Source organism: Streptococcus sp. ELY_137 (assembly GCF_058314515.1).
In genome coordinates, this window is sequence record NZ_JBZFUL010000004.1 from 103,670 (window position 1) to 127,243 (window position 23,574).

22 protein-coding genes are annotated in these 23,574 nt (G+C 41.3%); 16 read left to right on the forward strand and 6 right to left on the reverse strand.

The features are described from left to right. The first annotated feature begins 162 nt into the window (after nt 1-162). The 11 genes from comGA to AC4HAO_RS04560 all read left to right on the forward strand — a co-directional run bounded on the left by comGA (nt 163) and on the right by AC4HAO_RS04560 (nt 9,450). Nucleotides 163-1,104, forward strand: coding sequence for a competence type IV pilus ATPase ComGA (gene comGA, locus AC4HAO_RS04510; RefSeq protein WP_491092725.1), 942 nt, complete (start codon nt 163-165; stop codon nt 1,102-1,104). After that, nucleotides 986-2,071: a competence type IV pilus assembly protein ComGB gene (comGB, locus tag AC4HAO_RS04515; protein ID WP_491092727.1), complete on the forward strand. Its 1,086-nt coding sequence runs from the start codon at nt 986-988 to the stop codon at nt 2,069-2,071. The genes comGA and comGB overlap by 119 nt, the downstream gene beginning before the upstream one ends. Next, complete coding sequence (gene comGC, locus AC4HAO_RS04520) at nt 2,068-2,394, forward strand: competence type IV pilus major pilin ComGC (RefSeq protein ID WP_491092728.1); 327 nt, start codon at nt 2,068-2,070, stop codon at nt 2,392-2,394. Before comGB ends, comGC begins: the two co-directional genes overlap by 4 nt. Then, a complete protein-coding gene (gene comGD, locus AC4HAO_RS04525; RefSeq protein ID WP_491092729.1) occupies nt 2,348-2,782 on the forward strand; it encodes a competence type IV pilus minor pilin ComGD in 435 nt (144 codons plus the stop codon). Before comGC ends, comGD begins: the two co-directional genes overlap by 47 nt. Further along, entirely contained in the window at nt 2,754-3,047 is a 294-nt protein-coding gene (gene comGE / locus AC4HAO_RS04530; RefSeq protein ID WP_491092730.1) for a competence type IV pilus minor pilin ComGE, read from the forward strand. Before comGD ends, comGE begins: the two co-directional genes overlap by 29 nt. After that, on the forward strand, nt 3,031-3,468 hold the full coding sequence (comGF, locus tag AC4HAO_RS04535; RefSeq protein WP_491092731.1) for a competence type IV pilus minor pilin ComGF: 438 nt from the start codon (nt 3,031-3,033) through the stop codon (nt 3,466-3,468). Before comGE ends, comGF begins: the two co-directional genes overlap by 17 nt. Then, on the forward strand, nt 3,446-3,880 hold the full coding sequence (gene comGG, locus AC4HAO_RS04540; RefSeq protein ID WP_447452512.1) for a competence type IV pilus minor pilin ComGG: 435 nt from the start codon (nt 3,446-3,448) through the stop codon (nt 3,878-3,880). The genes comGF and comGG overlap by 23 nt, the downstream gene beginning before the upstream one ends. A gap of 227 nt (nt 3,881-4,107) precedes the next feature. Continuing rightward, nucleotides 4,108-5,070, forward strand: coding sequence for a class I SAM-dependent methyltransferase (locus AC4HAO_RS04545; protein ID WP_491134715.1), 963 nt, complete (start codon nt 4,108-4,110; stop codon nt 5,068-5,070). 62 nt (nt 5,071-5,132) lie between these two features. After that, on the forward strand, nt 5,133-6,329 hold the full coding sequence (locus AC4HAO_RS04550) for an acetate kinase (protein WP_491092733.1): 1,197 nt from the start codon (nt 5,133-5,135) through the stop codon (nt 6,327-6,329). A gap of 216 nt (nt 6,330-6,545) precedes the next feature. Continuing rightward, entirely contained in the window at nt 6,546-7,013 is a 468-nt protein-coding gene (locus tag AC4HAO_RS04555; RefSeq protein WP_491134716.1) for a CtsR family transcriptional regulator, read from the forward strand. After that, nucleotides 7,006-9,450, forward strand: coding sequence for an ATP-dependent Clp protease ATP-binding subunit (locus AC4HAO_RS04560; RefSeq protein ID WP_491134717.1), 2,445 nt, complete (start codon nt 7,006-7,008; stop codon nt 9,448-9,450). Before AC4HAO_RS04555 ends, AC4HAO_RS04560 begins: the two co-directional genes overlap by 8 nt. A gap of 57 nt (nt 9,451-9,507) precedes the next feature. On the opposite strand, the gene AC4HAO_RS04565 is transcribed toward AC4HAO_RS04560, so the two are convergent. The 3 genes from AC4HAO_RS04565 to hslO are packed head-to-tail and all read right to left on the reverse strand — an operon-like array spanning nt 9,508 to nt 12,287. Further along, complete coding sequence (locus AC4HAO_RS04565) at nt 9,508-10,410, reverse strand: SLAC1 family transporter (protein ID WP_447452507.1); 903 nt, start codon at nt 10,408-10,410, stop codon at nt 9,508-9,510. Nucleotides 10,411-10,447: 37 nt separating this feature from the next. Further along, entirely contained in the window at nt 10,448-11,428 is a 981-nt protein-coding gene (dusB, locus tag AC4HAO_RS04570) for a tRNA dihydrouridine synthase DusB (RefSeq protein WP_491092737.1), read from the reverse strand. Then, complete coding sequence (gene hslO / locus AC4HAO_RS04575; RefSeq protein ID WP_491134718.1) at nt 11,415-12,287, reverse strand: Hsp33 family molecular chaperone HslO; 873 nt, start codon at nt 12,285-12,287, stop codon at nt 11,415-11,417. Before hslO ends, dusB begins: the two co-directional genes overlap by 14 nt. A gap of 149 nt (nt 12,288-12,436) precedes the next feature. Between hslO and yajC the strand changes: the two genes are divergently transcribed. The 5 genes from yajC to AC4HAO_RS04600 all read left to right on the forward strand — a co-directional run bounded on the left by yajC (nt 12,437) and on the right by AC4HAO_RS04600 (nt 17,936). Beyond that, nucleotides 12,437-12,799, forward strand: a complete 363-nt coding sequence (gene yajC / locus AC4HAO_RS04580) for a preprotein translocase subunit YajC (RefSeq protein WP_491092741.1) — start codon at nt 12,437-12,439, stop codon at nt 12,797-12,799. A gap of 119 nt (nt 12,800-12,918) precedes the next feature. Beyond that, a complete protein-coding gene (gene uppS / locus AC4HAO_RS04585; RefSeq protein ID WP_491134719.1) occupies nt 12,919-13,674 on the forward strand; it encodes an undecaprenyl pyrophosphate synthase in 756 nt (251 codons plus the stop codon). An 11-nt stretch (nt 13,675-13,685) separates the two neighbouring features. Next, nucleotides 13,686-14,480: a phosphatidate cytidylyltransferase gene (locus AC4HAO_RS04590; RefSeq protein WP_491134720.1), complete on the forward strand. Its 795-nt coding sequence runs from the start codon at nt 13,686-13,688 to the stop codon at nt 14,478-14,480. A gap of 243 nt (nt 14,481-14,723) precedes the next feature. Further along, nucleotides 14,724-15,989, forward strand: a complete 1,266-nt coding sequence (gene rseP, locus AC4HAO_RS04595) for an RIP metalloprotease RseP (RefSeq protein ID WP_491134721.1) — start codon at nt 14,724-14,726, stop codon at nt 15,987-15,989. Between the two features lie 84 nt (nt 15,990-16,073). Then, nucleotides 16,074-17,936 (forward strand): proline--tRNA ligase, encoded by a 1,863-nt coding sequence (locus tag AC4HAO_RS04600; protein ID WP_491092746.1) that lies wholly within the window; start codon nt 16,074-16,076, stop codon nt 17,934-17,936. A gap of 323 nt (nt 17,937-18,259) precedes the next feature. On the opposite strand, the gene AC4HAO_RS04605 is transcribed toward AC4HAO_RS04600, so the two are convergent. From AC4HAO_RS04605 to AC4HAO_RS04615, 3 genes are all read right to left on the reverse strand, one after another. Continuing rightward, nucleotides 18,260-20,779: a glycosylhydrolase-like jelly roll fold domain-containing protein gene (locus AC4HAO_RS04605; protein ID WP_491134722.1), complete on the reverse strand. Its 2,520-nt coding sequence runs from the start codon at nt 20,777-20,779 to the stop codon at nt 18,260-18,262. A gap of 66 nt (nt 20,780-20,845) precedes the next feature. Next, nucleotides 20,846-22,207: a PTS transporter subunit EIIC gene (locus AC4HAO_RS04610; protein ID WP_491134723.1), complete on the reverse strand. Its 1,362-nt coding sequence runs from the start codon at nt 22,205-22,207 to the stop codon at nt 20,846-20,848. A gap of 16 nt (nt 22,208-22,223) precedes the next feature. Beyond that, complete coding sequence (locus AC4HAO_RS04615) at nt 22,224-23,510, reverse strand: glycoside hydrolase family 140 protein (RefSeq protein ID WP_491134724.1); 1,287 nt, start codon at nt 23,508-23,510, stop codon at nt 22,224-22,226. Between the last annotated feature and the right edge of the window lie 64 nt (nt 23,511-23,574).

Genomic DNA, 23,574 nt, shown 5'->3' on the forward strand with positions numbered 1-23,574 from the left:
CGATTCCGATTTTAAGGAGGCAGATTTTGGCAGTCTAACTCCAGACTGCCCAAGGCCACTGGAGCATGTCAATCCCACTCCCTGTGCAATTGTCTAGTCCAATCAGTGTTTCTTTCACTTTCTTTTTGTTTTACGAATAGATAGGTAAGAGGAGGTTGGGCTATGGTTCAAATTTTAGGGCGGCAGCTGATTAAGCAGGCTGTTGAATGGGAAGCTCAAGATATTTATATTATTCCCAGAGGAGACACTTATAAGGTTTACATGAGGGTTGGTGATGAAAGACGCTTTATTGATACTTACCCAACAGAAACGATGTCTGGTTTAGTGAGTCATTTTAAATTTGTCGCTGGTATGAATGTTGGTGAAAAGCGACGCAGTCAACTGGGATCTTGCGATTACGAATTTATAGATGGAGAAAGGGCAGCTCTACGTTTATCGACGGTTGGTGATTATCAGGGACATGAAAGTATGGTGGTTCGTCTACTTTTTGATCAACGTCGTCAGCTACATTTTTGGTTCGATGGCCTAAAAGAGTTGTTACCGCGAATTATAGGTCGAGGGCTCTATCTTTTTTCGGGGCCTGTCGGTTCAGGTAAGACAACGCTGATGTATGAATTAGTTGCTCAGAAATATGCTGACAAGCAGATTATTACCATTGAAGATCCGGTGGAAATTAAACAGGAGGACATGCTTCAGTTGCAGCTTAACCCGAGTATTGATATGACTTATGATAATTTAATTAAGCTATCTTTACGCCACCGTCCGGATGTACTCATCATCGGTGAAATCCGCGACAGCCAGACAGCGCAGGCTGTTATTCGAGCCAGCCTGACAGGGATTACGGTTTTTTCGACTGTTCATGCAAAGAGTATTCCCGGTGTTTATGCCAGACTTTTGGAACTTGGGGTAGCTCCCCAAGAGCTAGATAACAGCTTGGCAGGTATTGCCTATCAGCGCTTGATTAGAGGAGGAGGGGTGATTGATTTTGCCACAGAAAATTTCCAAACATACTCGGCTGAAAGCTGGAATAGTAAAATTGACCAGCTTCTTGCAGCAGGACATATCACTGAAGAACAGGCAGCAGCCGAAAAAATTAAAGATTAACCGTCAGCGTAAAGTCATTCAGCTTTTTAACAATTTATTGGAGTCTGGATTTACTCTGACAGAAATTGTTGACTTTCTGGAACGCAGTCAACTTTTGTCGAGCGCTTATACTCAGCAGATGCGATCTAGTATGCTGTCTGGGGAAAATTTAGCTGTGATGATGGCAGGTTTAGGGTTCTCAGATGATGTGGTTACCCAACTTTCCTTGGCTGAGATCCATGGCAATACCCAAGGTAGTCTGATTAAAATCGAAAACTATTTAGCCAATCTAATGACCGTTAGAAAAAAGTTGATTGAGGTTGCGACTTATCCTGTTATTTTGCTGCTCTTCTTGGTATTGATTATGTTGGGACTGCGTAATTATCTTCTACCTCAATTAGAAGGAGGAAACCTAGCAACAAGCATTATTAACAACTTGCCCGTGTTTTTTCTAGGCAGTGTTTTGGCAGTGAGCCTTCTAATTTTGGTGATATTATGGCTGAAAAAGCGTTCAATTAAGATTGTCTGGTATTCAAAGTTGGTAAGATTTCCCTTTTTAGGGCGGTTTTTGCAACTGTATTTAACGGCTTATTATGCCAGAGAATGGGGCAATCTTATCGGTCAAGGGGTGGAAATGAGCCAGATTGTTCAGTTAATGCAAGATCAAAAATCCCAGCTTTTTCAGGAGATTGGACGCGATATGGAGGTAGCCTTACTGGCGGGTCAAGAATTTCATAATAAAGTCTTAGACTACCCTTTCTTTTTGCCTGAACTCAGTCTGATTATTGAATACGGTCAAGTCAAATCTAAATTAGGTAGTGAGCTAGAAGTTTATGCCCAAGAAACCTGGGAGACCTTTTTTGGCAGAGTAAACCGAGCAACTCAAATGATTCAACCCCTTGTCTTTATTCTGGTTGCTCTAGTTATTGTGATGATTTATGCAGCTATGTTGCTACCTATGTATCAAAACATGGAGGTTCAATTATGATGAAAACATTATGGAAACGTTTAGTTTCCCAAAAAGTTAAGGCCTTTACTCTTATTGAAATGTTAGTGGTTCTTCTTATTATTAGTGTTTTGCTTTTGCTGTTTGTCCCGAACTTAGCCAAACAAAAAGATAATGTCAAAGATACCGGTGGAGCAGCTATTGTCAAAGTAGTAGAAAGTCAGGCGGAGCTGTATGAACTTAATCATGCAGATAATGCGACCGTCTCGAAACTTGTATCTGAAGGGGATATTACACAGAAACAGGCGGACTCTTATAATGACTATTACAAGAAACATAAGGAAAATCGCAACGTACCGAATTAAAGCTTTTACACTATTAGAAAGTTTACTTGTTTTATTTATCACAAGCTTTTTGCTACTAAGCTTTACAGGAGGCGTGCAGCACATCTTTACGGATGTTCAAGAAAAATTGTTTTTTCTATCCTTTGAGCATCTCTATCAAGACACTCAGAAACTCAGCAATGCCCAGCAAAGGGAGATGACATTGAGTATTTCTGATGGAAAGGTAACCAATGGAGTATCCAGTTTAGCAATTCCTGCTAGTGTTCATCCTAACCAGAACTACAGCTTGGAGTTTTCTCCTGCTGGGGGCAACTCTTCTCTGGAAAAGCTGAGCTTCTCTAGCAGTGAAGAGACGGTGACTTATCAACTTTATATAGGGAGTGGTCGTTATAAAAAAACAGAGTATTAATGCTTACATACTTTTAGAAAGTCTTATCGCCTTGGCAGTTCTCGTTACCATCGTGACTCTAGTGTTAGGGGAGATTAATCGTAATCGTGAGGAACTTGCTGCTAGCCTTCATCGTCAGGAAGTGCTTAATGTTGCCCAAATGGCCGTTCAAACAGACGAGGACAGCATGACTTTGAATGGTGTTAGGGTCAGTGTGCAGCAAGATTCGCATGCTATAAGAGTCTATGAGGGTGATGAGGAGGTTTTATATGTGGCTAAAAACTAAATCAAAAGCGTTTACCCTGCTGGAATGTTTGGTAGCTCTTTTGGTTATTGCCGGCAGTGTTATGGTATATCAGGGATTAACGCAGGTTTTGACCAGCAATGTTGCTTATATCAGTAAAAACGACGAAGAAGATTGGCTGCTGTTTTGTCAACAGCTGCGTTCGGAATTATCTGCGACTAAGTTAGATGATGTTTCCGGCAATAAGCTTTATGTGAGCAAGGGCCAGCAATCTTTAGCTTTTGGTAAGTCCCGCTCTGATGATTTTCGCAAGACAAATGCCGATGGTCGCGGTTTTCAGCCGATGCTCTATGGTTTAAAAAGCAGTCATATCAGTCGGTCTGGACAAACGGTGACAATCAGGGTTTTATTTGAATCAGGCTTAGAAAGGACCTTTGTTTATGCATTTAAGGAAACAGGTTGAAGCAGGGGTTCTCATCTATGCTTTACTAATGGCTGCCATTTTTGTCCTATTGCTACAGTTTTATCTGGAACGTTTGGTCGCTAATCAAAGGCAAAATCAAGCCTTAGAAAGTAATGCTCAGGCTTATTTGATGGCTCAAATGATCGCTAAAGAAGCCTCCGACTCATCAGGCCAGTACTCTTTTAATCAAGGAAAAGCGATTTACCAGCAAGGTGATCAGTTTCTTAGAGTAACGGTTGAGCTGTCTGATGGCGGTCGCTACACTTATGATTTCCCTCGGAAAAGTTCTGATGATTCAAATACCAGTAATGAGGATAAGAGTAAACCTTCGAGTTTGGAAGAAAAGGGAAAGTCAAGCGATAGCAGTCATTCAAGCAGCAGTACAGATGGAAAACAATCTGTAGCGAGGTAGAGCAATTAGGTTCTATCTTGTTTGGCACTGTAAATTTAGCGATTAGAATTTCAAGAAGCTCAGGCTCTCTTTTCGTGGTTTGGATAACAATTAAAGGGCGGACCAGATAAAAATTTGTATGAAGTGCTGAGTCTATTCTTGTGCATTAGAGCTGGAGACCAGCTGTTTATCTTCGGCCACGTGTTTCTAGGTTTTCCATTTTGTCTTAATTTTGTTATGATAGAACTATGAATTTTGAGAAAATAGAGGCAGCCTACGAGCTGATTTTAGAAAATGTACAACTGTTGGAAAACCAGTTGAAAACTAATATTTATGACGCTTTGATTGAGCATAATGCTATCTATTTAAGTGGTGATAGCGACAGTCAAGACCAAACTATACTGGCTAATATCGCTAGACTGCGTCAGTTAGATTTATCAGCTGAGGAATGGCGTCGAGCCTATCAGTTTATCTTTATCAAGGCAGCTCAGACTGAACCGCTGCAGGCTAATCATCAGTTTACACCTGATACGATCGGCTTTGTCCTGCTCTTTTTATTGGAAAATTTAGTATCTGCTGATAAGCTTGACCTATTAGAAATCGGCAGTGGAACAGGTAATCTTGCCCATACTCTTATCAATAATAGCAGTAAACAGCTGGATTATATGGGTTTGGAAGTTGATGATTTGTTGATTGACTTATCAGCTAGTATTGCGGATGTTATTGGTTCAGATATTGGTTTTGTTCAAGAGGATGCGGTACGTCCGCAACTCCTAAAGGAGAGCGACATCATTATCAGTGATTTACCAGTTGGTTACTATCCAGATGATGCCATTGCTAGCCGATATCAGGTGGCAGTTAAACATGAACATACCTATGCTCATCACCTTTTGATGGAACAGTCTTTGAAGTATTTAAAGAAGACTGGGTTTGCTATTTTTTTAGCCCCGGTTAATCTTTTGACAAGTCCCCAGAGTGATCCGCTTAAGGAGTGGCTAAAGGGCTATGCGAATCTTGTTTCAGTTATCACCTTGCCAGATCAACTTTTTGGTAGTCCTAATAATGCTAAATCTATCTTTGTCTTACAGAAGCAGGCTGCGCAAGTCCCTGAGACTTTTGTCTATCCTCTGACTGATTTACAAGATCGTGAAAATTTGCTGGAATTCATGGAAAACTTCAAAAAATGGTCAGCTGATTATATTCTTCCGTAAAAAAATCTGTTATAATGAGGTTGCTGTTTTAGAAAGCGATTACATTTTATGGGAGGTAACTTATGTCAAAAACAATCGCAATTAACGCTGGGAGTTCGAGCCTTAAATGGCAGCTTTATCAGATGCCTGATGAAAAAGTTCTAGCTAAAGGACTAATTGAGCGCATCGGTTTAGAAGATTCTATTTCAACTGTTAAATACGATGGCAAATCGGAGTCACAAACGCTTGATATTCCAAATCACACGGTTGCCGTCCGTATCTTGCTAGAAGATCTAACCAAACATGGAATCATTGCTGATTTTGCTGAAATTACCGGAGTTGGGCATCGTGTTGTTGCTGGTGGTGAGTACTTTAAAGAATCTGCTCTAGTGGATGAAAAGGTTATTGAGCAGGTAGAGGAATTAGCACTTTTAGCACCGCTTCATAATCCTGGAGCAGCGGCTGGTATTCGTGCTTTTAAGGAAATCCTGCCAGATATTACTAGTGTTGTTGTTTTTGATACTTCCTTCCATACAACTATGCCTAAATATGCCTACCTCTATCCTATTCCGCAGAAATATTATCGCGATTACAAGGTACGCAAATATGGCGCCCATGGTACCAGTCACAAGTATGTTGCTCAGGAGGCGGCTAAGCTTTTGGGGCGTCCCTTGAAAGAACTTAAATTGATAACAGCCCATATTGGTAATGGTGTATCCATAACGGCGAATTACCATGGCGAGTCAGTTGATACTTCGATGGGCTTCACTCCTTTGGCTGGTCCTATGATGGGAACGCGCTCAGGTGATATTGATCCGGCTATCATCCCCTATCTGATTGCTCAAGATCCAGACTTAAAGGATGCTGCTGATGTAGTCAGTATGCTAAATAAGCAGTCGGGTTTGGCTGGGGTATCAGAAAACTCTAGTGATATGCGTGACATTGAAGCTGGTATTCAGGCTCAGGATAAAAATACTGTCTTAGCCTACAATATCTTTATTGATCGATTGAAAAAATTTATCGGACAATATTTTGCCGTTCTCAATGGAGCCGATGCATTAGTCTTTACGGCTGGTATGGGTGAAAATGCCATCGGTATGCGCCAAGATATTATTGCTGGTTTGAGTTGGTTCGGTATGGAGCTTGATCCTGAGAAAAATGTTTTTGGCTATGTTGGTGATATCTCATCTCCAAAATCAAAAGTCAAAGTTCTAGTTATTCCGACTGATGAAGAGCTCATGATTGCACGTGATGTTGAGCGTTTAAAAAATATTGATTGATAGTGCGTCTGCATTGTAAAAATGAGTCTTACTCCCAACCACTGCGTCGATCCGGTAAATCTAGGATAATACTAATGAGTCTGGCCTTTTGTCCCAGACTCGTTTTTTGTTTTCCCAATCACTTGAGATTTCTTATCATTGCATGCTTTTAACTTTCCAAAATTGTCTTTTTGAGGTATAATAGTCAAAGTTAGTCAAAGATAGGAAGGGTAGTCTATGCCTATAAAAAATACTTCAGATAGTATTGAAGAGTACATCAAAAAGATCCTAGCTCAGTCGGGAATTGCGGAGCTTAAGCGCTCGCACTTAGCAGATTCATTTGATGTTGTACCCAGCCAAATCAATTACGTAATCAAGACCCGCTTCACGGAAAGCAGGGGCTATGTTGTTGAGAGCAAACGTGGTGGGGGCGGTTACATCCGTATCGCTAAGGTAGCTTTCTCTGATAAGCACCATCTCCTCGGGGCATTGGCTAATTCTATTGGTGAGAGTATTAGTGGACAGGTTTTTGATGATCTCATTCAGCAGCTCTATGACCAAGATATAATCAGTGAACGTGAAGGCAACATCATTCTAGCTTCATCTTCAGATGCTGTTTTAGGTGACGATGCACCGCACATTCGTGCTCGTATGCTCAAAAAGATTATTCAACGATTAGATAGAAAAGGAAATCCTTATGACTGATTATTCCCTGAAAATGCAAGAGATATTTGGGCGTGCCCAGGATCAAGCGGCTCGTTTTCAGAGTCAATATTTGGAAACATGGCATATTTTGTTGGCTATGGCCGATATTGATGAAACAGTCGCCCGTCTGACTTTGGCAGATTTTGCTGATAAGATTGATTTAGATGAATATGAGGACGCTGCTACTCTGATCATGCGTCGTAAGCCCCTGCGAACTGTTAATACCCAGCATATTCTAACTGCTTCACTGGGCTTGAGGCGTGTTTTAGACTATGCCGGTCAGATTGCTCAAGCCGTGAAAGCTGATGAAATTGGCAGCGAGCACGTTTTGATGTCTCTCTTGCTGACGCGTGATAATATGGCCCTGCGTATTTTAGAACAGGCTGGTTTTTTGACACAGGATGAAGGCGATGCCCAGCTCCGCTTAATTGATTTACGTAAGGTTCTGGAACGCTATGCCGGTCTTACCAAAGATGATATCAAGGCTATTTTTGAGCTGACCAAACCTAAGAAAAGTGGCAGCGGCAATTTTAATAATATGATGGCTCCCCAAGCTAGTCCCGGAGAGCTGGCAGATTTCACTCGTGACTTAACCGCCTTATCTGAAAGCGGCCAGCTGGAAAAGGTTATTGGTCGAGACGAAGAAGTGACCCGTATGCTTCAGATTCTCAGCCGTAAAACTAAAAACAATCCGGTTTTAGTCGGTGATGCTGGTGTCGGAAAGACGGCTCTGGCTTACGGACTGGCTCAGCGCATTGTGGAAGGAGAGGTTCCTTATGAGCTGGCTGATTTCCGTGTCTTGGAACTGGATATGATGTCAGTAGTAGCTGGGACCCGTTTTCGCGGTGATTTCGAGGAGCGCATGAACCAAATTATTGCTGAAGTAGAAGCTGATGGCCATATCATTCTCTTTGTTGATGAGGTTCACACCATTATGGGTTCTGGCAGTGGTATTGACAGTACCTTAGATGCTGCTAATATCTTGAAACCGGCCTTAGCACGTGGTAGTCTGCATATGATTGGAGCAACAACCCAAGAGGAGTACTCCAAACATATCGAAAAGGATGCCGCTCTTTCTCGCCGTTTTGCTAAAGTTTTAATCGAGGAACCAACAGTAGATGAGGCTTACCAGATTATTCTAGGATTGAAAGGTAGTTACGAGAACTACCATAATGTTATAATTTCTGACCAAGCCGCTTTAACGGCTGTCAAGGCTGCCCACCGTTACTTAACTAGCAAGAATCTACCTGATTCAGCTATTGATCTTTTAGATGAAACCAGCGCCGGGGTCCAAAATACGGTAAAAAAATCAGCACCTGAGTTTCTAACACCTGCTGATCAAGCCTTGCTGGCTGGTGATTTTCGTTCTGTCGGTAGACTTCTTGAGCAAGATGCAGAGGTTGCTGACAAGCCTGAACCAAGTCCTATCACAGATGATGATATTATGCGTACCCTCAGCAAGCTCTCGGGTATCCCTGTTGAAAAGATGACTCAGGCGGACAATAAACGCTACCTCAGTTTGGAAAAGGAGCTGCATAAGCGAGTGATTGGTCAAAACGACGCTGTGTCTGCCGTAGCACGTGCTATTCGTCGCAATCAATCAGGTATCCGTACAGGCAGACGTCCGATCGGTTCCTTTATGTTTCTTGGGCCAACGGGGGTCGGAAAGACCGAGCTGGCTAAGGCTCTAGCAGAACTCCTTTTTGATGATGAATCTGCTCTTATTCGCTTTGATATGTCTGAATATATGGAGAAATTTGCGGCCAGTCGCCTCAATGGCGCCCCTCCAGGTTACGTTGGCTACGACGAGGGTGGAGAACTAACAGAAAAGGTTCGCCAAAAGCCTTATTCTGTCCTCCTTTTTGATGAAGTTGAAAAGGCCCATCCAGATATTTTCAACGTTTTGCTGCAGGTCTTGGATGATGGGGTCTTGACCGATAGCCGGGGACGCAAGGTTGATTTTTCCAACACCATAATCATCATGACCAGTAATTTGGGGGCAACGGCCTTGCGTGATGATAAGACAGTTGGTTTTGGTGCTAAAGCGCTCAGTCAAGATTATGATGCTATGCAGTCACGCATCATGGAAGAACTCAAGAAAAACTATCGACCAGAATTCATCAATCGGATCGATGAAAAAATTGTCTTCCATAGCTTAACACCTGAAGATATCCGGCAAGTTGTCAAATTGATGATGCAACCTTTGGAGCAAGCCTTGGCTGATAAAGGGATGACTCTCAAGGTACAGCCAGCAGCTCTTAAAATTCTAGCTGAGCATGGTTATGATCCTGAAATGGGGGCCCGTCCTCTGCGTCGCAGCATTCAAACGCAAGTAGAAGATAGATTGTCAGAATTGCTGCTCTCAGGTGAGCTTGAAACAGGGGCAACACTAAAAATCGGCAGCCACAATGGTAAGTTAAAGTTTACTGTTGCCTAAATCAGAATGGCCACAGTACGACAGACAGAAAAGAAAAAGGCATCTTAGATTTTAAACCTAAGATGCCTTTTTAGAATTAAAATAGATAAGGTAGCCGATAGCAACATAGGCAACAACAACTGTGGCTAATAAAATTTCAAACTGGCTCAGCCTCAACAGCCAACCATCATTTAATTTAAGACGCATAAGGCTGAGAACTAGGGCAGTCGCTGTGCTGACGCTAGGAAAGGTAAAGGCAGAAAAAGTCGGAACAAACCAAGTTTTGATCTGTTTGGCTAGAAAAATTACCGTCCCCCAATAAAATCCCTGCGACAAAATAAGAAACCAGCTTACCATGATACCAGAGTAACTTGGAGAAAGCTGAAGCAAAGCCAGAAGTAAGAGGGAGCTGGGGGCCGCCATAATAGCAGCATTGGGAATCTGCGCAGGGAGCAGCGGCCACTTGACTAAGCGATAAAGTAGAAGCAGCATTAAGATAACATAGGCTAGAGAGGTCAGGTAAAAAATAGCCCACCCAATGTTTGTTTGGTCAATGACTCTTGCTGAAATAGAAGCAGCAGCTGGTCCTACATAGATGACAAACCAACCAGGATAAAGTGTTTTCCAGCTAGGTTTAGTCAAGGCCAACTTTGTAAAAAGGAGCAGAAAGCTTAGATGCCCGATAAGCCCCGCAGTCCAAATCAGCGTCAGAGCTAGTTTAGGCAAAGGTAGAACTAAGGGGGACAGCATCATAGCCATAAAGTAGGTTGGAAAGGTTGATGCTGGCAGGAGGTCTGCTAACTGCTTTCGGCAATCCTCTTGATGGCTGATGAGATAACCTGTTAAAATCAACCATAGAATGACTGTAAGAATTAATAGCATTTGGGCGATTGGCTGGCTGACAAATTTCCCGATTAAGTTAACTAAAGCGGTCATTCCCAGTAATAACCCAGTCAAAGCTAGGGGCAGTGATTGCTTCATAAATTCTCCTTGTGCGGGGGGCAGCATTAGGAGCCACTCAGTTTGGAATGGCTTCAAAGATTTCTTTGACTTGTGCTAAACTGTTGGCGCGAGCAACAGCTCCGCGGATTTTAGCAGCACCCGATGTTCCCCTGAGGTAGTAAGGTGCCAGACCACGGAATTCACGTACGGCGATATCTTCTCCTTTAAGCGTAACTAACCGTGTCAAGTGCTCAAAGGCGATGTCCAACTTTTCAGCAAAGGTTAAATCTGCTAGGATTTCTCCGCTTTCAAAGAAATGGTTGATTTGTGTAAAAAGGTAAGGATTGTTTAGGGCCCCTCGGCCAATCATGACAGCATCAGTTCCTATTTCTTCAAGCATAAAACGGGCGTCTTCCACTGTCTTGATATCACCATTTCCGATGAAAGGAATGGTTTTAATGGCCTTAGCGACACGTGCCAGTGTGTCATAGTCACAGCTGCCAGTATACATTTGTTCACGCGTACGACCGTGCATAGCCAAAGCGGATACTCCGGCTGCTTCGGCAGCTAGAGCGTTTTCGACCGCCAGAGTGTTATCCGACCATCCCGTCCGCATTTTGACAGTTAAGGGAAGGTCAAGGACAGACTTTACAGTCTTGATAACCTTGTAAATCTTATCGGGATCCTTCAACCACATAGCTCCAGCCTCATTCTTGACAACTTTGTTGACAGGGCATCCCATGTTGATGTCGACAAGATCGGCCTTGGTATTTTTTTGGATAAATTCTGCCGCCTGAGCCAAGCTCTCACCATCATTACCAAAGAGTTGGATAGAGACTGGGTGCTCGCCTTCGTCAATATGAAGCATGTGCAAGGTTTTTTCGTTATTATAGAGGATACCCCGGTCTGAGACCATCTCCATGACAACCAAGCCAGCCCCGAACTCTTTAGCGATGGTTCGAAAGGCAGAGTTAGTTACTCCAGCCATAGGCGCTAAAACAGTACGGTGGGGGATTTCAACATTTCCAATCATAAATGATGAATTAAGCTTTGTCATTGATAATGTCCTCCAAGTCAGTTTGAGTAAATTGATAGATGGTTCCACAAAATTGGCAGGTGATTTCTGCACCTTGATCTTCGTCTTTCATTGCCTGCAATTCTTCTTTGGGCAGGGTTCCCAAAGCCGCCTCAAAACGTTGACGGCTGCAGTCACAGATGAAGCTTAGCTTCTCTTCGGAAAGAACTTTATAATCATCTTCGCCATAAATTTCCTCAATCAGAGCCTGAGTAGGGTTGTCTCTTTCTAAAAGGCTGGAAATAGCGGGCATATTTTGAATACGTTTTTCAAAACGCGCAATCTCTTCTTCCTTCGCATCAGGCAGAACCTGCAGCATAAAGCCACCGGCGACCTCAACCTTGTCATCCTGATCCAAAAGAACATTGAGTCCCACAGCAGACGGAGTTTGTTCACTTTCGGTCAAATAGTAGGCGAAATCTTCACCAATTTCACCAGATATCAAAGGGGTAGCTGATGTATAGGGGTGTCCTGTTCCATAATCAATAATAGATATAAACTGTCCCTGTCCCATAAAAGGGCCGACTAAGACCTCGCCGGTTGCAGTCTTTTTAATATCAACACCTGGATTTTGAATATATCCCTTGACCTGTCCTTCTGTATCAGCGACTGAAATAATATGACCAAAAGAGCTGTTACCGATGACCTTGACGGTAACTTTTGCGCTTCCTTTTTGATTAGCAGCTAAAATCTGATTGGCAATTAAGGTACGCCCCAAAGCGACTGTTGATGACGATAGGGTGTGGTGTTTTTTTTGGGCAGTGCGTACTGTTTCAGTGCTATCCAGTACATAAGCGCGAAATGAGCCTGAACTGGCTATTGTTTTAATTAATTTATCCATAGTGCCCCTATTATAGCATAAATGAAGTTGTCAGAGAGTATTCTCAGCTTGTTGCAGTGTTACTTAATAATACTCATATCATATTTTCTTGCTTGCCTTTGCAAAATCTGGTATAGTTAACAGTACTGAAACATTTGGAGGACCCTAATATGCAATACAGTTCAATTATTATTCTCTTAATCATTTTAGCAGGAATGATGCTTTTTTCATCACGTAATCAAAAACGCCAAAAACAAGAGCGTGAAAACATGAAAAATAACCTAGTTAAAGGTGCTGTGGTTGAAACGATCGGCGGCTTAATTGCCGAAGTGGACGAAGTAGATGAGGAAAATCAGCGCATAGTTCTGGATGCTGATGGTGTTTATTTGACTTTTGCTGAACGCAGCATTTTTAAAGTGATTTCCTCACCAGCACAAAATGCAGCAACAGATAATACAGCCGCAGTCGAACAGGAAGAAAGCAGGCAGGCTGATACAACCGATGAGACAGAGACGGCCATTGAAGAGGGCTGAGATTTATAAATCAGTTGTAACCTAGTAAGGGATGACGATGTTGTTCATCCCTTTTTTGTTTGCTTTCCTAGTAGCCACAGGTGCAAACTTACTTAATTTATGGTAAAATTCTAAGGAGTATGGCTATATTTAAATTTAAGAAAAAAGAAGAGGCAGCAAGCCTTGAAAAGATCCCCAAGCATATTGGAATTGTCATGGATGGAAATGGCCGTTGGGCCAAGAAACGCCTGCAGCCGCGCGTTATGGGGCACAAGGCTGGCATGGATGCCCTGCAAAAGGTGACTGTTAAGGCCTCGGACTTAGGTGTCAAGGTCTTAACGGTCTATGCCTTTTCAACAGAAAACTGGTCCCGTCCGGATGATGAGGTCAATTTCATTATGAACCTGCCAGTTGAATTTTTCGACACTTATGTTCCGGAGCTTCATGCTAATAATGTCCGCATCCAGGTTATTGGCGATATGAGCAAGCTCCCAGTGGCTACATTTGATGCTATGCAGAGGGCTGTTGAGAAAACACAGCATAACTCAGGCCTAATCTTGAATTTTGCCCTTAACTATGGGGGACGTGCTGATATCGCTGGGGCTGTCAAAGCTATTTCTCAAAAAGTGTCGGAAAATAAACTGACTCTTGATGATATCAATGAAGACCTGATATCTCGTCACTTGATGACCAATAGTCTGCCCTTTCTCTACCGGGATCCCGATTTAATTATTCGGACGAGTGGTGAATTACGCCTGAGTAATTTTCTAATCTGGCAGGCAGCCTACAGTGAGTTTTATTTCCCCAGTGTGCTTTGGCCTGACTTTGATGAGGAACAACTGGTTTTGGCTATTGCAGAATTTAACCGCCGTAAAAGGCGTTTCGGCGGTCTATAGAGGAGTTAAGTATGCGTGAACGTGTGATTTACGGAGGGATTGCTGGAGCTATTTTTCTAGCCTTTCTGGCTATCGGGAACCTCCCTTTTCAGCTATTTGTCGGACTTTTAGCCATGATAGCCATGTCAGAGCTCTTCAAGATGAAGAGATTAGAAATCTTTTCTTTTGAGGGGGTCTTGGCTATGCTGGCAGCTTTCGTCCTGACTGTACCGATTGGGAATTATTTGCTTTTTCTGCCCTTGGACGCCAGTTGGACCTGCTTTGGCCTTATCAGCTTTATGATTTTAGCGGGTACTGTTCTTAATAGTGATTCCTATTCATTTGATGATGCTGTCTTTCCAATTGCTTCAGCTGTCTACATTGGTTTTGGATTTCAAAATTTAATTACGGCTCGTCTTGACAGTGTCACTAAGGTACTCTTTGCCATCTTTATTGTTTGGGCAACGGACATCGGTGCCTATATGATTGGCCGCCAATTCGGTCAAAACAAGCTTATGCCTAAGATTTCTCCAAATAAAACCATTGAGGGAAGTCTGGGCGGAATCCTGTCAGCTTTAATTGTTTCTTTGATTTTTATGCTGACTGACAAGTCTATTTACAGCCCAAGATCTTTCCTTGTGACCATGATTCTGGTTGTTGTGTTTAGTATCTTTGCTCAGTTTGGAGATTTAGTCGAAAGTGCTATTAAACGTCACTTTGGTGTGAAAGACTCTGGGAAATTAATACCTGGACACGGTGGTATTTTAGACCGGTTTGATAGTATGATTTTTGTTTTTCCAATCATGCACTTCTTTGGATTATTCTAATGCCTCCTTGAAAAAGCAAATGAGTATCCTATATTCTAATCTGCTGTGTTTTATACAGCTCTGGTTTTGTTGTTTTGCTTACATTTGCTTCTCTTTGGGCTTTTTGAGTACAGGCAATCGTCCTGATCTAGGTTGTCTGCTTTACCCTAATAGGGTGGAATAATCAATCTGCCGCTGTCTTTTAGACCTGTTTTCTGTATGCTCAATATGGGAAACACTTTTTGTTTTAATATGAGGTATGAAATGCTGCTAAATATTATTGTCTTCATCATAGTTTTTGGAATTATCGTTGTTGTTCATGAATTTGGGCACTTCTATTTTGCTAAGAAATCGGGTATTTTAGTACGAGAATTCGCCGTTGGTATGGGACCGAAAATTTTTGCCCACACGGGTGAGGATGGCACTGTCTATACCGTCCGAATGCTTCCTTTAGGCGGCTATGTCCGCATGGCTGGCTGGGGGGATGATGCAACTGAGATTAAGACTGGCACACCAGTTAGTCTGAGCCTAAACGAGCGGGGGAAGGTTACCCGTATCAACCTGTCAGATAAGCAGTTGGATAATAACAGTCTGCCTATGAATGTGACTAGTTATGATTTAGAAGATAAACTGACAATCACAGGACTTACATTAGATGAGTCCCGAACTTACTCAGTTGATCACGATGCGACGATTGTCGAAGAAGACGGCACGGAATTACGGATTGCTCCTCTAGATGTGCAGTATCAAAATGCCAGTGTCTGGGGGCGAATGATAACAAATTTTGCAGGTCCCATGAACAACTTTATTTTAGGGACAATTGTCTTTATTCTGCTGGCTTTTATCCAAGGCGGTGTACCCAACCCCGATACCAATACAGTCCGTGTGGCTGATGGCGGCGCTGCCCAGCAGGCTGGTATTAAAAGCGGTGATAAGGTGCTAGAGATTGCTGGTCGTAAGGTTGATAACTGGGATGATCTAACAAAGGCTGTAACAGCTTCTACTAAGCATTTCAAAAAAGATAGTAAGATTACTCTAAAGATTCAGAATCGTGATAATCAGACTAAAACCATCAAGGTTAAACCCAAAAAGGTCGGCGATAGCTATCTGATTGGCGTACAACAATCTTTGAAAACAGGGTTTTGGGATAAGCTGACAGGCGGCTTCCAACAGGCTCTATTAGCTATGACGGCTCTTATCAAAGCCCTCGGTAATCTCGTTCTTCATTTTAGCCTCAATAAGTTAGGTGGCCCAGTAGCTATGTATCAGGCTGTCGGTCAGGCCGCTCAGTCAGGATTTGTCACTGTCTTCTACCTAATGGGGATGTTATCCATGAATTTGGGTGTTGTCAACCTCTTTCCGATTCCTGCCTTGGATGGTGGTAAGATTCTTATCAATATCATTGAGGCTTTGCGCCGCAAACCTTTGAAACAGGAAACTGAAACCTATATCACCTTAGTAGGTGTGGCAATTATGCTTGTACTTATGATTGCTGTAACCTGGAATGATATTATGCGGGCCTTCTTCTAAGAAAATGCGTCTTGATCTAAATAAAAAAATTATATGTGAAAGGAAGGCCTCAGCCGCTGACTTACTGAGGCCGAACAATTAACCATGAAACAATCTCAAATGCTGATTCCAACCCTGCGTGAAATGCCCAGTGATGCTCAAGTCATCAGCCACGCTTTGATGGTGCGTGCTGGCTATGTTCGTCAGGTAACATCAGGTGTCTATTCTTATCTTCCCTTGGCCAATCGTGTGATAGAAAAATTCAAGGGCATTATGCGTCAGGAATTTGATAAGATTGGTGCTGTAGAAATGCTGGCTCCGGCCCTCCTGACTGCTGATCTTTGGCGGGAATCAGGCCGTTATGAAACGTATGGGGAGGATCTTTATAAGCTGAAAAACCGTGACCAAGCAGATTTTATCTTGGGACCGACCCATGAGGAAACCTTCACATCCGTTGTGCGTGATACTATTAAATCCTACAAACAGCTGCCCATGAATCTCTACCAGATTCAGCCAAAATATCGTGATGAAAAACGTCCTCGCAATGGGCTCCTGCGCACTCGCGAATTTATTATGAAAGACGGCTATAGCTTTCATGCCGACTATGATAGTTTAGATAGGACCTATGAAGATTATCGCAAGGCCTACGAAGCTATATTTAAGCGTGCAGGGCTTGATTTCAAAGGAATTATCGGTGATGGTGGTGCTATGGGAGGAAAAGATAGTCAGGAATTCATGGCTGTAACACCAGACCGTACTGACCTTAGCCACTGGTTGGTTCTGGATAAATCCATCAGCTCTATTGAAGAAATTCCAGAGGATGTTCTAGCAGAAATTAAGGAGGAACTCAACAAATGGCTAGTGTCCGGTGAGGATACGATTGTTTACTCGAGCGAGTCTGCCTATGCAGCGAACTTAGAGATGGCTACCAGCCAGTACAAGCCTAGTACAGCTGTAGTGGCTCAAGAGGAGATGCGTAAGGTTGAGACGCCAAACTGTAAGACAATTGATGAAGTAGCTGCCTTCCTGCAAGTGGAGGAGAAGCAAACGATTAAGACCTTGCTTTTCATAGCCGATGAGAAACCGGTTGTCGCCCTTTTAGTCGGCAACGATCAGGTCAATGATGTCAAACTTAAGAATCATCTGAGAGCTGCCTTCTTAGAAGCAGCTAGTGAGGAAGAAGCACAAAAGCTTTTTGGTGCTAGCTTTGGCTCTTTAGGACCTGTTGGCCTACCAGAAGAAGTTACCATTATTGCTGACCGTAAGGTGGAAGGTCTAGCTAATGCTGTCGCTGGCGCTAACCAAGATGGTTATCACTTGGTTGGTGTTAACCCTGGGCGTGACTTTACCCCAAGTGAGTATGTTGATATTCGTGAGGTTCAAGAAGGGGAGGTCTCTCCTGACGGACAAGGTAAGCTTCAATTTGCCCGAGGTATAGAAATTGGACATATCTTTAAACTTGGGATACGTTATTCAGAAAGCATGGGGGCTAATATCCTGGATGAGAATGGCCGCTCCGTTCCGATAATCATGGGCAGCTACGGCATAGGAGTCAGTCGTATTCTGTCGGCTGTGATTGAACAGCATGCGCGTCTTTTTATCAATAAGACTCCAAAAGGAGCCTATCGCTTTGCTTGGGGAATTAACTTCCCTAAAGAGTTGGCACCATTTGATGTCCATCTCATTACCGTCAATACTAAAGATGATGACGCCCAAAATCTGACTCAGGCAATCGAGCGTCAATTGACCACGGCAGGTTACGAAGTTTTAACAGATGATCGTAATGAGCGCGTCGGTTCTAAATTCTCAGATAGTGATCTCATAGGTCTGCCAATCCGTGTGACTGTCGGTAAAAAGGCTGCTGAAGGTGTAGTCGAAGTTAAAATAAAAGCAACCGGAGATACGATCGAAGTCCATGCTGAAAATCTTCTGGAAACTCTTGATATCTTGGCAAAAGAATCAAAATAGATAGATTTCCAGAGGGCAGGACGAACTTTCACGATGGCTTTGTCCTCCCTCACAGAAAAAAACATGCGTATACACGATGACGTTGTACCTACAATATTTGAGCTCTGTAATATCATCTGCAGTGGATAAATACACACTCTGGATATTATAGAGCTTTTTGAGTGTCTAAAATTTACAGTATAAGTACAATATAAAACTCACAAAATTTCCAATAAAATAGATTTGACCAATATACTTTATCTGGAGAAATTTTATGAGCTATCATTATTTTATAAGAGAATGGCTTATGTGTTATGAGTATGAGACGATAGATTTGATTATTACTATTTAATTAAAGTTATTGGGGTTGTTATTCCACATGGTTCTATAAGCAGATATTGATTAAGCCCCCCTCTGAACTCTGTCCCCAAAGTATTAGTCACTTCAATACGTAACTCATTTTCCCCACTATACAAAAGTCTAGCAACATCAAAGTAATATGGAGGAGCAATTTTAACTCCTGCTGTTTTACCGTTTACAAAAACTTCAGCAATTTCGTAAGCCCCTCCTAAGTCTATTGCTTTTATGTTATGGCTATCATCTAAGTTTATTCTAGTTGTATAGGCGACAGTTCCACTTTTCCTATCATATCCCTTTATCTGATTAAGTGGCGTTAATTTGGTTAATTTAGTAACTGGTATAAAATTAGGATAACTGATAGGATCTGCAAACTCTACTTCCCATTTATTTGTGATAATACTTCGTTGATCTACTTTAAAATTACTTTTCTTAGCTATGTGCTCATCGTTGAAAATCCAAACTATTGTTTGATAAGGTTCCAAGGTTAAGTGATTATTTTCTACCCTAAAATAGTTATTATCATAAGCATCGTAAGCAACTATCACCTCTGCATACAACTTAAAATGAATTGTCACATCTACTGTTTTTGAGGTATTTTCATTGAAAAACATCCAAAAGTCTTTACCATCCTTTTGATAATGATAATAAACTAGATCAGAGCAAGGTTCTTCTAAATAGATCTCAGCACTGTCTGCTAGTGATATCGGCAATTCGTCAAGTGAGCAAACATTTGGAGACATGGCAAAATTGCTGTAATTTTGGGGAAGACTATCAATAAGAACAATCTTTATGCCCGAAAGAAGGAATTTGTTGAAAGTAGCCATCACATCATTAGGGATATATTGCGCATAGGGTACAACCAAGACGTCAAACTCGTGCTGATTTATCAATAATTTATTATTTTTTAAATGCGCTGATTTCAATAAATCGTTACTAACAATGTCAAAGTCAATTTGAGCTTGAGTCAAGACGCGAGCAGGTATTTCTATCGGCATGTAATTACCGACCCATTCAAATTCTGCTGGGTAGAAAAGGGCTACTGGGGCTTTGTGTTGACCGTTACTGAAGAGTGTCATTAATCGATTTACGTAATTAGAAAAGTTGGGCATGTAGCGATATTGTGGATTATTACCTTGAGCGTAAAAATGAGGAGGACAATCCCAATCAGGAAATTCTTTTGGACTAAAAGCATGCGGAACGATGTGATTAATCCCTCGAACAATTAAATGGTCAGCGATCCACTTCATAGTTTTTAGACCCTCATTCCAACCATAAGCACCAAATGCTTCACACATAGACCGACCATGCTTGTGTGGATATAGATCAGCTGCTGAGGATCCGAGCTTAGCTAAAGCATAATGATAAAACTGACCATCACTCCCTCCTGTCTGGAAAGCATCATGATGATAATTCATGCCTGGAACAATCTGCCCCCCAATAACATCAATTCCCGAAAAATGCTGAGCTTCTTGTCCTCTAAAAAAGTGCCCTGTACCATATCCGAGTCGTGCATGAGCGCCATTATCTTCAATATTATGTCCTAAATAATAAATTCCGTGTTCAGAGCACCAGTTGGCCAATATATTAACAAAGTTACGATTATATTCTCTTGTTATAAGATCCATATAAGCATAACGTATTTCACGCTCTGTTTCATTTATATCAGGTACCCATAGTAATGGTAGGTAAGATTTATCGAAAGGCAATTCTTCTTCAAATTTTGGCCGCCATGGAAGAACCATATTTGCTTTTCCAATTCCTGAATCTGCTCCTTTGGCATTTCCGAAGCGGGGTTCATCTGAAAAGAAAGCTGTAATGGTATTGCCGAAATAAGAACCAACATGCGATAAGTGCTTTTCATATACTTCTTCTACCAAAACTTGAGTCGCTTCAGCAACAAGCGGATTGAGATAATCTTTTGTTGCTTCTTCTCCTCCAGTATGCGTTGTAAAAACTACAAAGACACTCCAGTGTCCGGCGGGTATATCAAGATAGATAGTATCACCTCTAAAGTAATCTGTGATTTCAACCATCGTGTCTATTTTTATAGGATCACCATTTTGAACATAGCTTGCACAACGCTCAGCCATAAAAACACCAATAACATCAATAATCTCAGTTTGTTCCTTCTCCCAAGGGCGACCTTTAAGTTGTGAGGCATCAATCCGAGCGCCTGCCATTGGTCCAACAATATCAAAACGCCTCATTGTCAGATACTGTTTTAAATATTCAGGATAATCTTCTTTAATTCTCCCATTTGCAAAGCCGGTTGGGAAATGGGAGTCGTCCAGAATCCAAACTTTCATATTTCGTTTTTGGCATTCTTTTAAGATAATATTTAAATCTCGCCACCACATTTCACCTAAAAAATCTGGATGAGGACGCGATTCTACACAAAGTGCCTGCATCCCTGACTGATAGATTTTATCAACGTAGTCGACTAAAATGTCTTTTTCTTCGCCATGTTGCCAAAAAAATGGGTATAAATGATTGCTTACTGTCATAATTGTACTCCTTTTAAAACTGGAAACTCCTGCTCTTAAGTACAAATTAGAGCAGGAGTGGATTATTTATTTTTGTTTTGTTTCACCGGTACCAAAAATCAAGTTAAGAACAATTGGTCCAAAGAAAGCGACTATTGCTGCTATGATAAAGGAATACATGCTAGATAAATTACCGTTTGGTGCGATAAAAAGAGGAATTGCCATAACGCCACCATTACCGAAATTATAAATAAGCGCACTATTAAATGCTTGAATAAGACCTGCAATAGCACCGCTAACCCAAGCGTAAAGGAATTGTCGACGAATTGGTAATGCAATGGAATAGATAATAGGCTCTGTAATACCAAGTAAACCTGTCAAACCTACTGAAAATCCCATAGTTTTTTGTTTTTGATTTTTTGTCTTAAGTGCATATCCAATGGCAGAACCAGCTAGGGCAAAGACAGTAACTTGAAAGACTGCATTAATGGGATCTTGCCCTAAATTAGTAATATTGTTAATTAAAACTGGGATGAAAGCGTAGTGTAAACCAAAGACAACGATGACTTGCCAGAATGCTCCCCCAATGATACCAAAGAGCAATGGACTAAAGCTATAAATTGCCATAACTATTGATGCCAAAGAATCAGACACCCATGTCATAACTGGCCCAATCACCAAGAATATAATTGGAGCTGTAATTGCTAATGTAAAGAAAGGTACAAACATAAGTTTTAAAACTTCAGGCATAATCCTTTTGAAGAAGTTTTCTAATTTTGCAGCAAACCATGAAGTCAGCATAGCTGGAAATAGTGACTGGGTATAATTAACCAAGACAATTGGGATACCGAAGAAGGTCATCGTTGTCTTATCATTGTAAGCGGCTACAATATCCGGATACACTAATCCAGCTGCAAGCATGGCACCGATAAAAGGACTACCACCAAATGTCTTACTGGCGTTATACCCCACCCAAATTGGTAAATAGTAAAAGAATGCTTGGGCAACAGAGTACCAAATTTGATAAGCGCCATCTGTTTCTTTTAACCAACCAAAAGCAAGAGCTAGTGCCAGCAAACCTTTCATAATACCAGCAGCTCCCATAACGCCAAATGTTGGCGTCATGATACCAACTAAACTCTTAAAGAAACGATTAAAGAGGTTGGTTTCCTTCTCTTCTGAGACCTCTTCATTTACTTCCGGTGTCCCCATCGCTGCTAAGAATTCCTTATGCACATCAGTAACATTAGTCCCAATAATAATCTGATATTGCCCTCCTGAGAAAACAGAGCCGGCAACTTGATCTAGATTGTCAACCTTATCTTTATCGACAGCTTTTTCATCGCTTAAAACTAAACGAAGTCTTGTTGCACAGTGTGTTGCACGTACAATATTTTCCTTGCCACCCACAGCAACAAGAATGTCCTTGACTAATTGTTCGTATGTCATAGTTTTTCTCCTTAAATTATTTTTTTATAATAAGCAAAGCATCTTTTGTAAAGCGATGCATTGGAATCTGAGTTTGGTTGTTGTCTGAATCATATCTAGCGGAGGTTCTCATTCTCCTATTGCTTTCTAAATCCAGATAATCTATTTCATCACTTCTAAAATCACCAATTAAATTGATCGTGATATTGGAAGGAATATAAAGAATTAAGTAGTTATCATTTTGGGAAATTCGGATTTCTTCTGTTGGATTTTTTAACAAAAACTGTGCTGGAACAATATCAAATAATTGTTGCTTTTCTATGAAATTTCGTAAGAAAGCATAATCCCATGCTCCCTTGAAATGCAGGGCATCGTGCCAATCATAAGGGGCCTCAAACGTTTCCCCAATTGTAGAATCAAATTCCAACTGGCTATCATGCCATGACCAGATTCCATGAGCACCATAAGTTATTCCACTGCTAGCACCAGATAATACACTTTGCCATGCCGCTTTTCGAACATCTTCTCTCGAAAAGCGGCCGTATACTTTACGACTATATCCCATCATTTCATAACAAGGCTCTGAATTTAGCAGTGGTCGCTTGGGAGTCATATTATAGAATGTCTCAGCTAATTGATAAGGCATAGCTTGAAACTCACTATTATGGCCGGATTGAAACATATAAAAATCTAAATTAGGATTATTCTTTAAAGCCGAAGGCAAATCTGCTTCTCGTCCTCTGATATGCAGTGTAGTTAAAGCCTCAGGATTATTTTGCTTAACTCTATCTAAAGCTTTATTATAGTAGCTTTCAACTACCTCTTTATTAGGAAAATCTGTATCTCCGCTAATCACATAGATTGGATGGAATTCATCATAGAGTTCCATTACTTTATCAACATAGGATAACACCATCTCTTTTGGGAAAATCCCTAATTGTTTAGTGGGCATCTTACTTGCCCAAGTGTCAGGAAGATAATTGACCCAAAGTAAAACTAATGCAATAGTTATTCCTTTTTGTGTAGCACTTTTAACCATTCGATAAGCCCTTTTAAAATAATCCTCATTATAGTTATGAAAATCAAAGGTGCCATCTGGATTAACTTTAAATGGTTTAATTTGTAAACGAGATTGACTAGCATCCCATTGTTGTAGCATATTAACCTGAATGACATTAAAACCTTGTGATTTACGATAATCTAAATAGTATTCCCAATCATTCTCATCTATATTAGTAAAAGCTGACCAGCAAGTATCAGCTAAATAAAATTCTTCGCTCTCACCATTTACAAAATGTCGTCTATCTTTTGCAACCGATAGCATAAAATATCCCCTATTTATATCATTTTATTATAATATTATTAATACTTTTATCCTATTTATATTA

What these genes read in the sequence shown, in the direction of transcription:
- comGG (WP_447452512.1), top strand. Translation starts at nt 3,446, where the DNA reads ATGCATTTAAGGAAACAGGTTGAAGCAGGGGTTCTCATCTATGCTTTA.
- comGD (WP_491092729.1), top strand. Translation starts at nt 2,348, where the DNA reads ATGACTATTACAAGAAACATAAGGAAAATCGCAACGTACCGAATTAAA.
- AC4HAO_RS04600 (WP_491092746.1), top strand. Translation starts at nt 16,074, where the DNA reads ATGAAACAATCTCAAATGCTGATTCCAACCCTGCGTGAAATGCCCAGT.
- AC4HAO_RS04545 (WP_491134715.1), top strand. Translation starts at nt 4,108, where the DNA reads ATGAATTTTGAGAAAATAGAGGCAGCCTACGAGCTGATTTTAGAAAAT.
- yajC (WP_491092741.1), top strand. Translation starts at nt 12,437, where the DNA reads ATGCAATACAGTTCAATTATTATTCTCTTAATCATTTTAGCAGGAATG.
- AC4HAO_RS04590 (WP_491134720.1), top strand. Translation starts at nt 13,686, where the DNA reads ATGCGTGAACGTGTGATTTACGGAGGGATTGCTGGAGCTATTTTTCTA.
- AC4HAO_RS04555 (WP_491134716.1), top strand. Translation starts at nt 6,546, where the DNA reads ATGCCTATAAAAAATACTTCAGATAGTATTGAAGAGTACATCAAAAAG.
- AC4HAO_RS04565 (WP_447452507.1), bottom strand. Translation starts at nt 10,410, where the DNA reads ATGAAGCAATCACTGCCCCTAGCTTTGACTGGGTTATTACTGGGAATG.
- AC4HAO_RS04550 (WP_491092733.1), top strand. Translation starts at nt 5,133, where the DNA reads ATGTCAAAAACAATCGCAATTAACGCTGGGAGTTCGAGCCTTAAATGG.
- AC4HAO_RS04615 (WP_491134724.1), bottom strand. Translation starts at nt 23,510, where the DNA reads ATGCTATCGGTTGCAAAAGATAGACGACATTTTGTAAATGGTGAGAGC.
- comGC (WP_491092728.1), top strand. Translation starts at nt 2,068, where the DNA reads ATGATGAAAACATTATGGAAACGTTTAGTTTCCCAAAAAGTTAAGGCC.
- hslO (WP_491134718.1), bottom strand. Translation starts at nt 12,287, where the DNA reads ATGGATAAATTAATTAAAACAATAGCCAGTTCAGGCTCATTTCGCGCT.
- comGA (WP_491092725.1), top strand. Translation starts at nt 163, where the DNA reads ATGGTTCAAATTTTAGGGCGGCAGCTGATTAAGCAGGCTGTTGAATGG.
- AC4HAO_RS04605 (WP_491134722.1), bottom strand. Translation starts at nt 20,779, where the DNA reads ATGACAGTAAGCAATCATTTATACCCATTTTTTTGGCAACATGGCGAA.
- AC4HAO_RS04560 (WP_491134717.1), top strand. Translation starts at nt 7,006, where the DNA reads ATGACTGATTATTCCCTGAAAATGCAAGAGATATTTGGGCGTGCCCAG.
- comGF (WP_491092731.1), top strand. Translation starts at nt 3,031, where the DNA reads ATGTGGCTAAAAACTAAATCAAAAGCGTTTACCCTGCTGGAATGTTTG.
- AC4HAO_RS04610 (WP_491134723.1), bottom strand. Translation starts at nt 22,207, where the DNA reads ATGACATACGAACAATTAGTCAAGGACATTCTTGTTGCTGTGGGTGGC.
- uppS (WP_491134719.1), top strand. Translation starts at nt 12,919, where the DNA reads ATGGCTATATTTAAATTTAAGAAAAAAGAAGAGGCAGCAAGCCTTGAA.
- rseP (WP_491134721.1), top strand. Translation starts at nt 14,724, where the DNA reads ATGCTGCTAAATATTATTGTCTTCATCATAGTTTTTGGAATTATCGTT.
- dusB (WP_491092737.1), bottom strand. Translation starts at nt 11,428, where the DNA reads ATGACAAAGCTTAATTCATCATTTATGATTGGAAATGTTGAAATCCCC.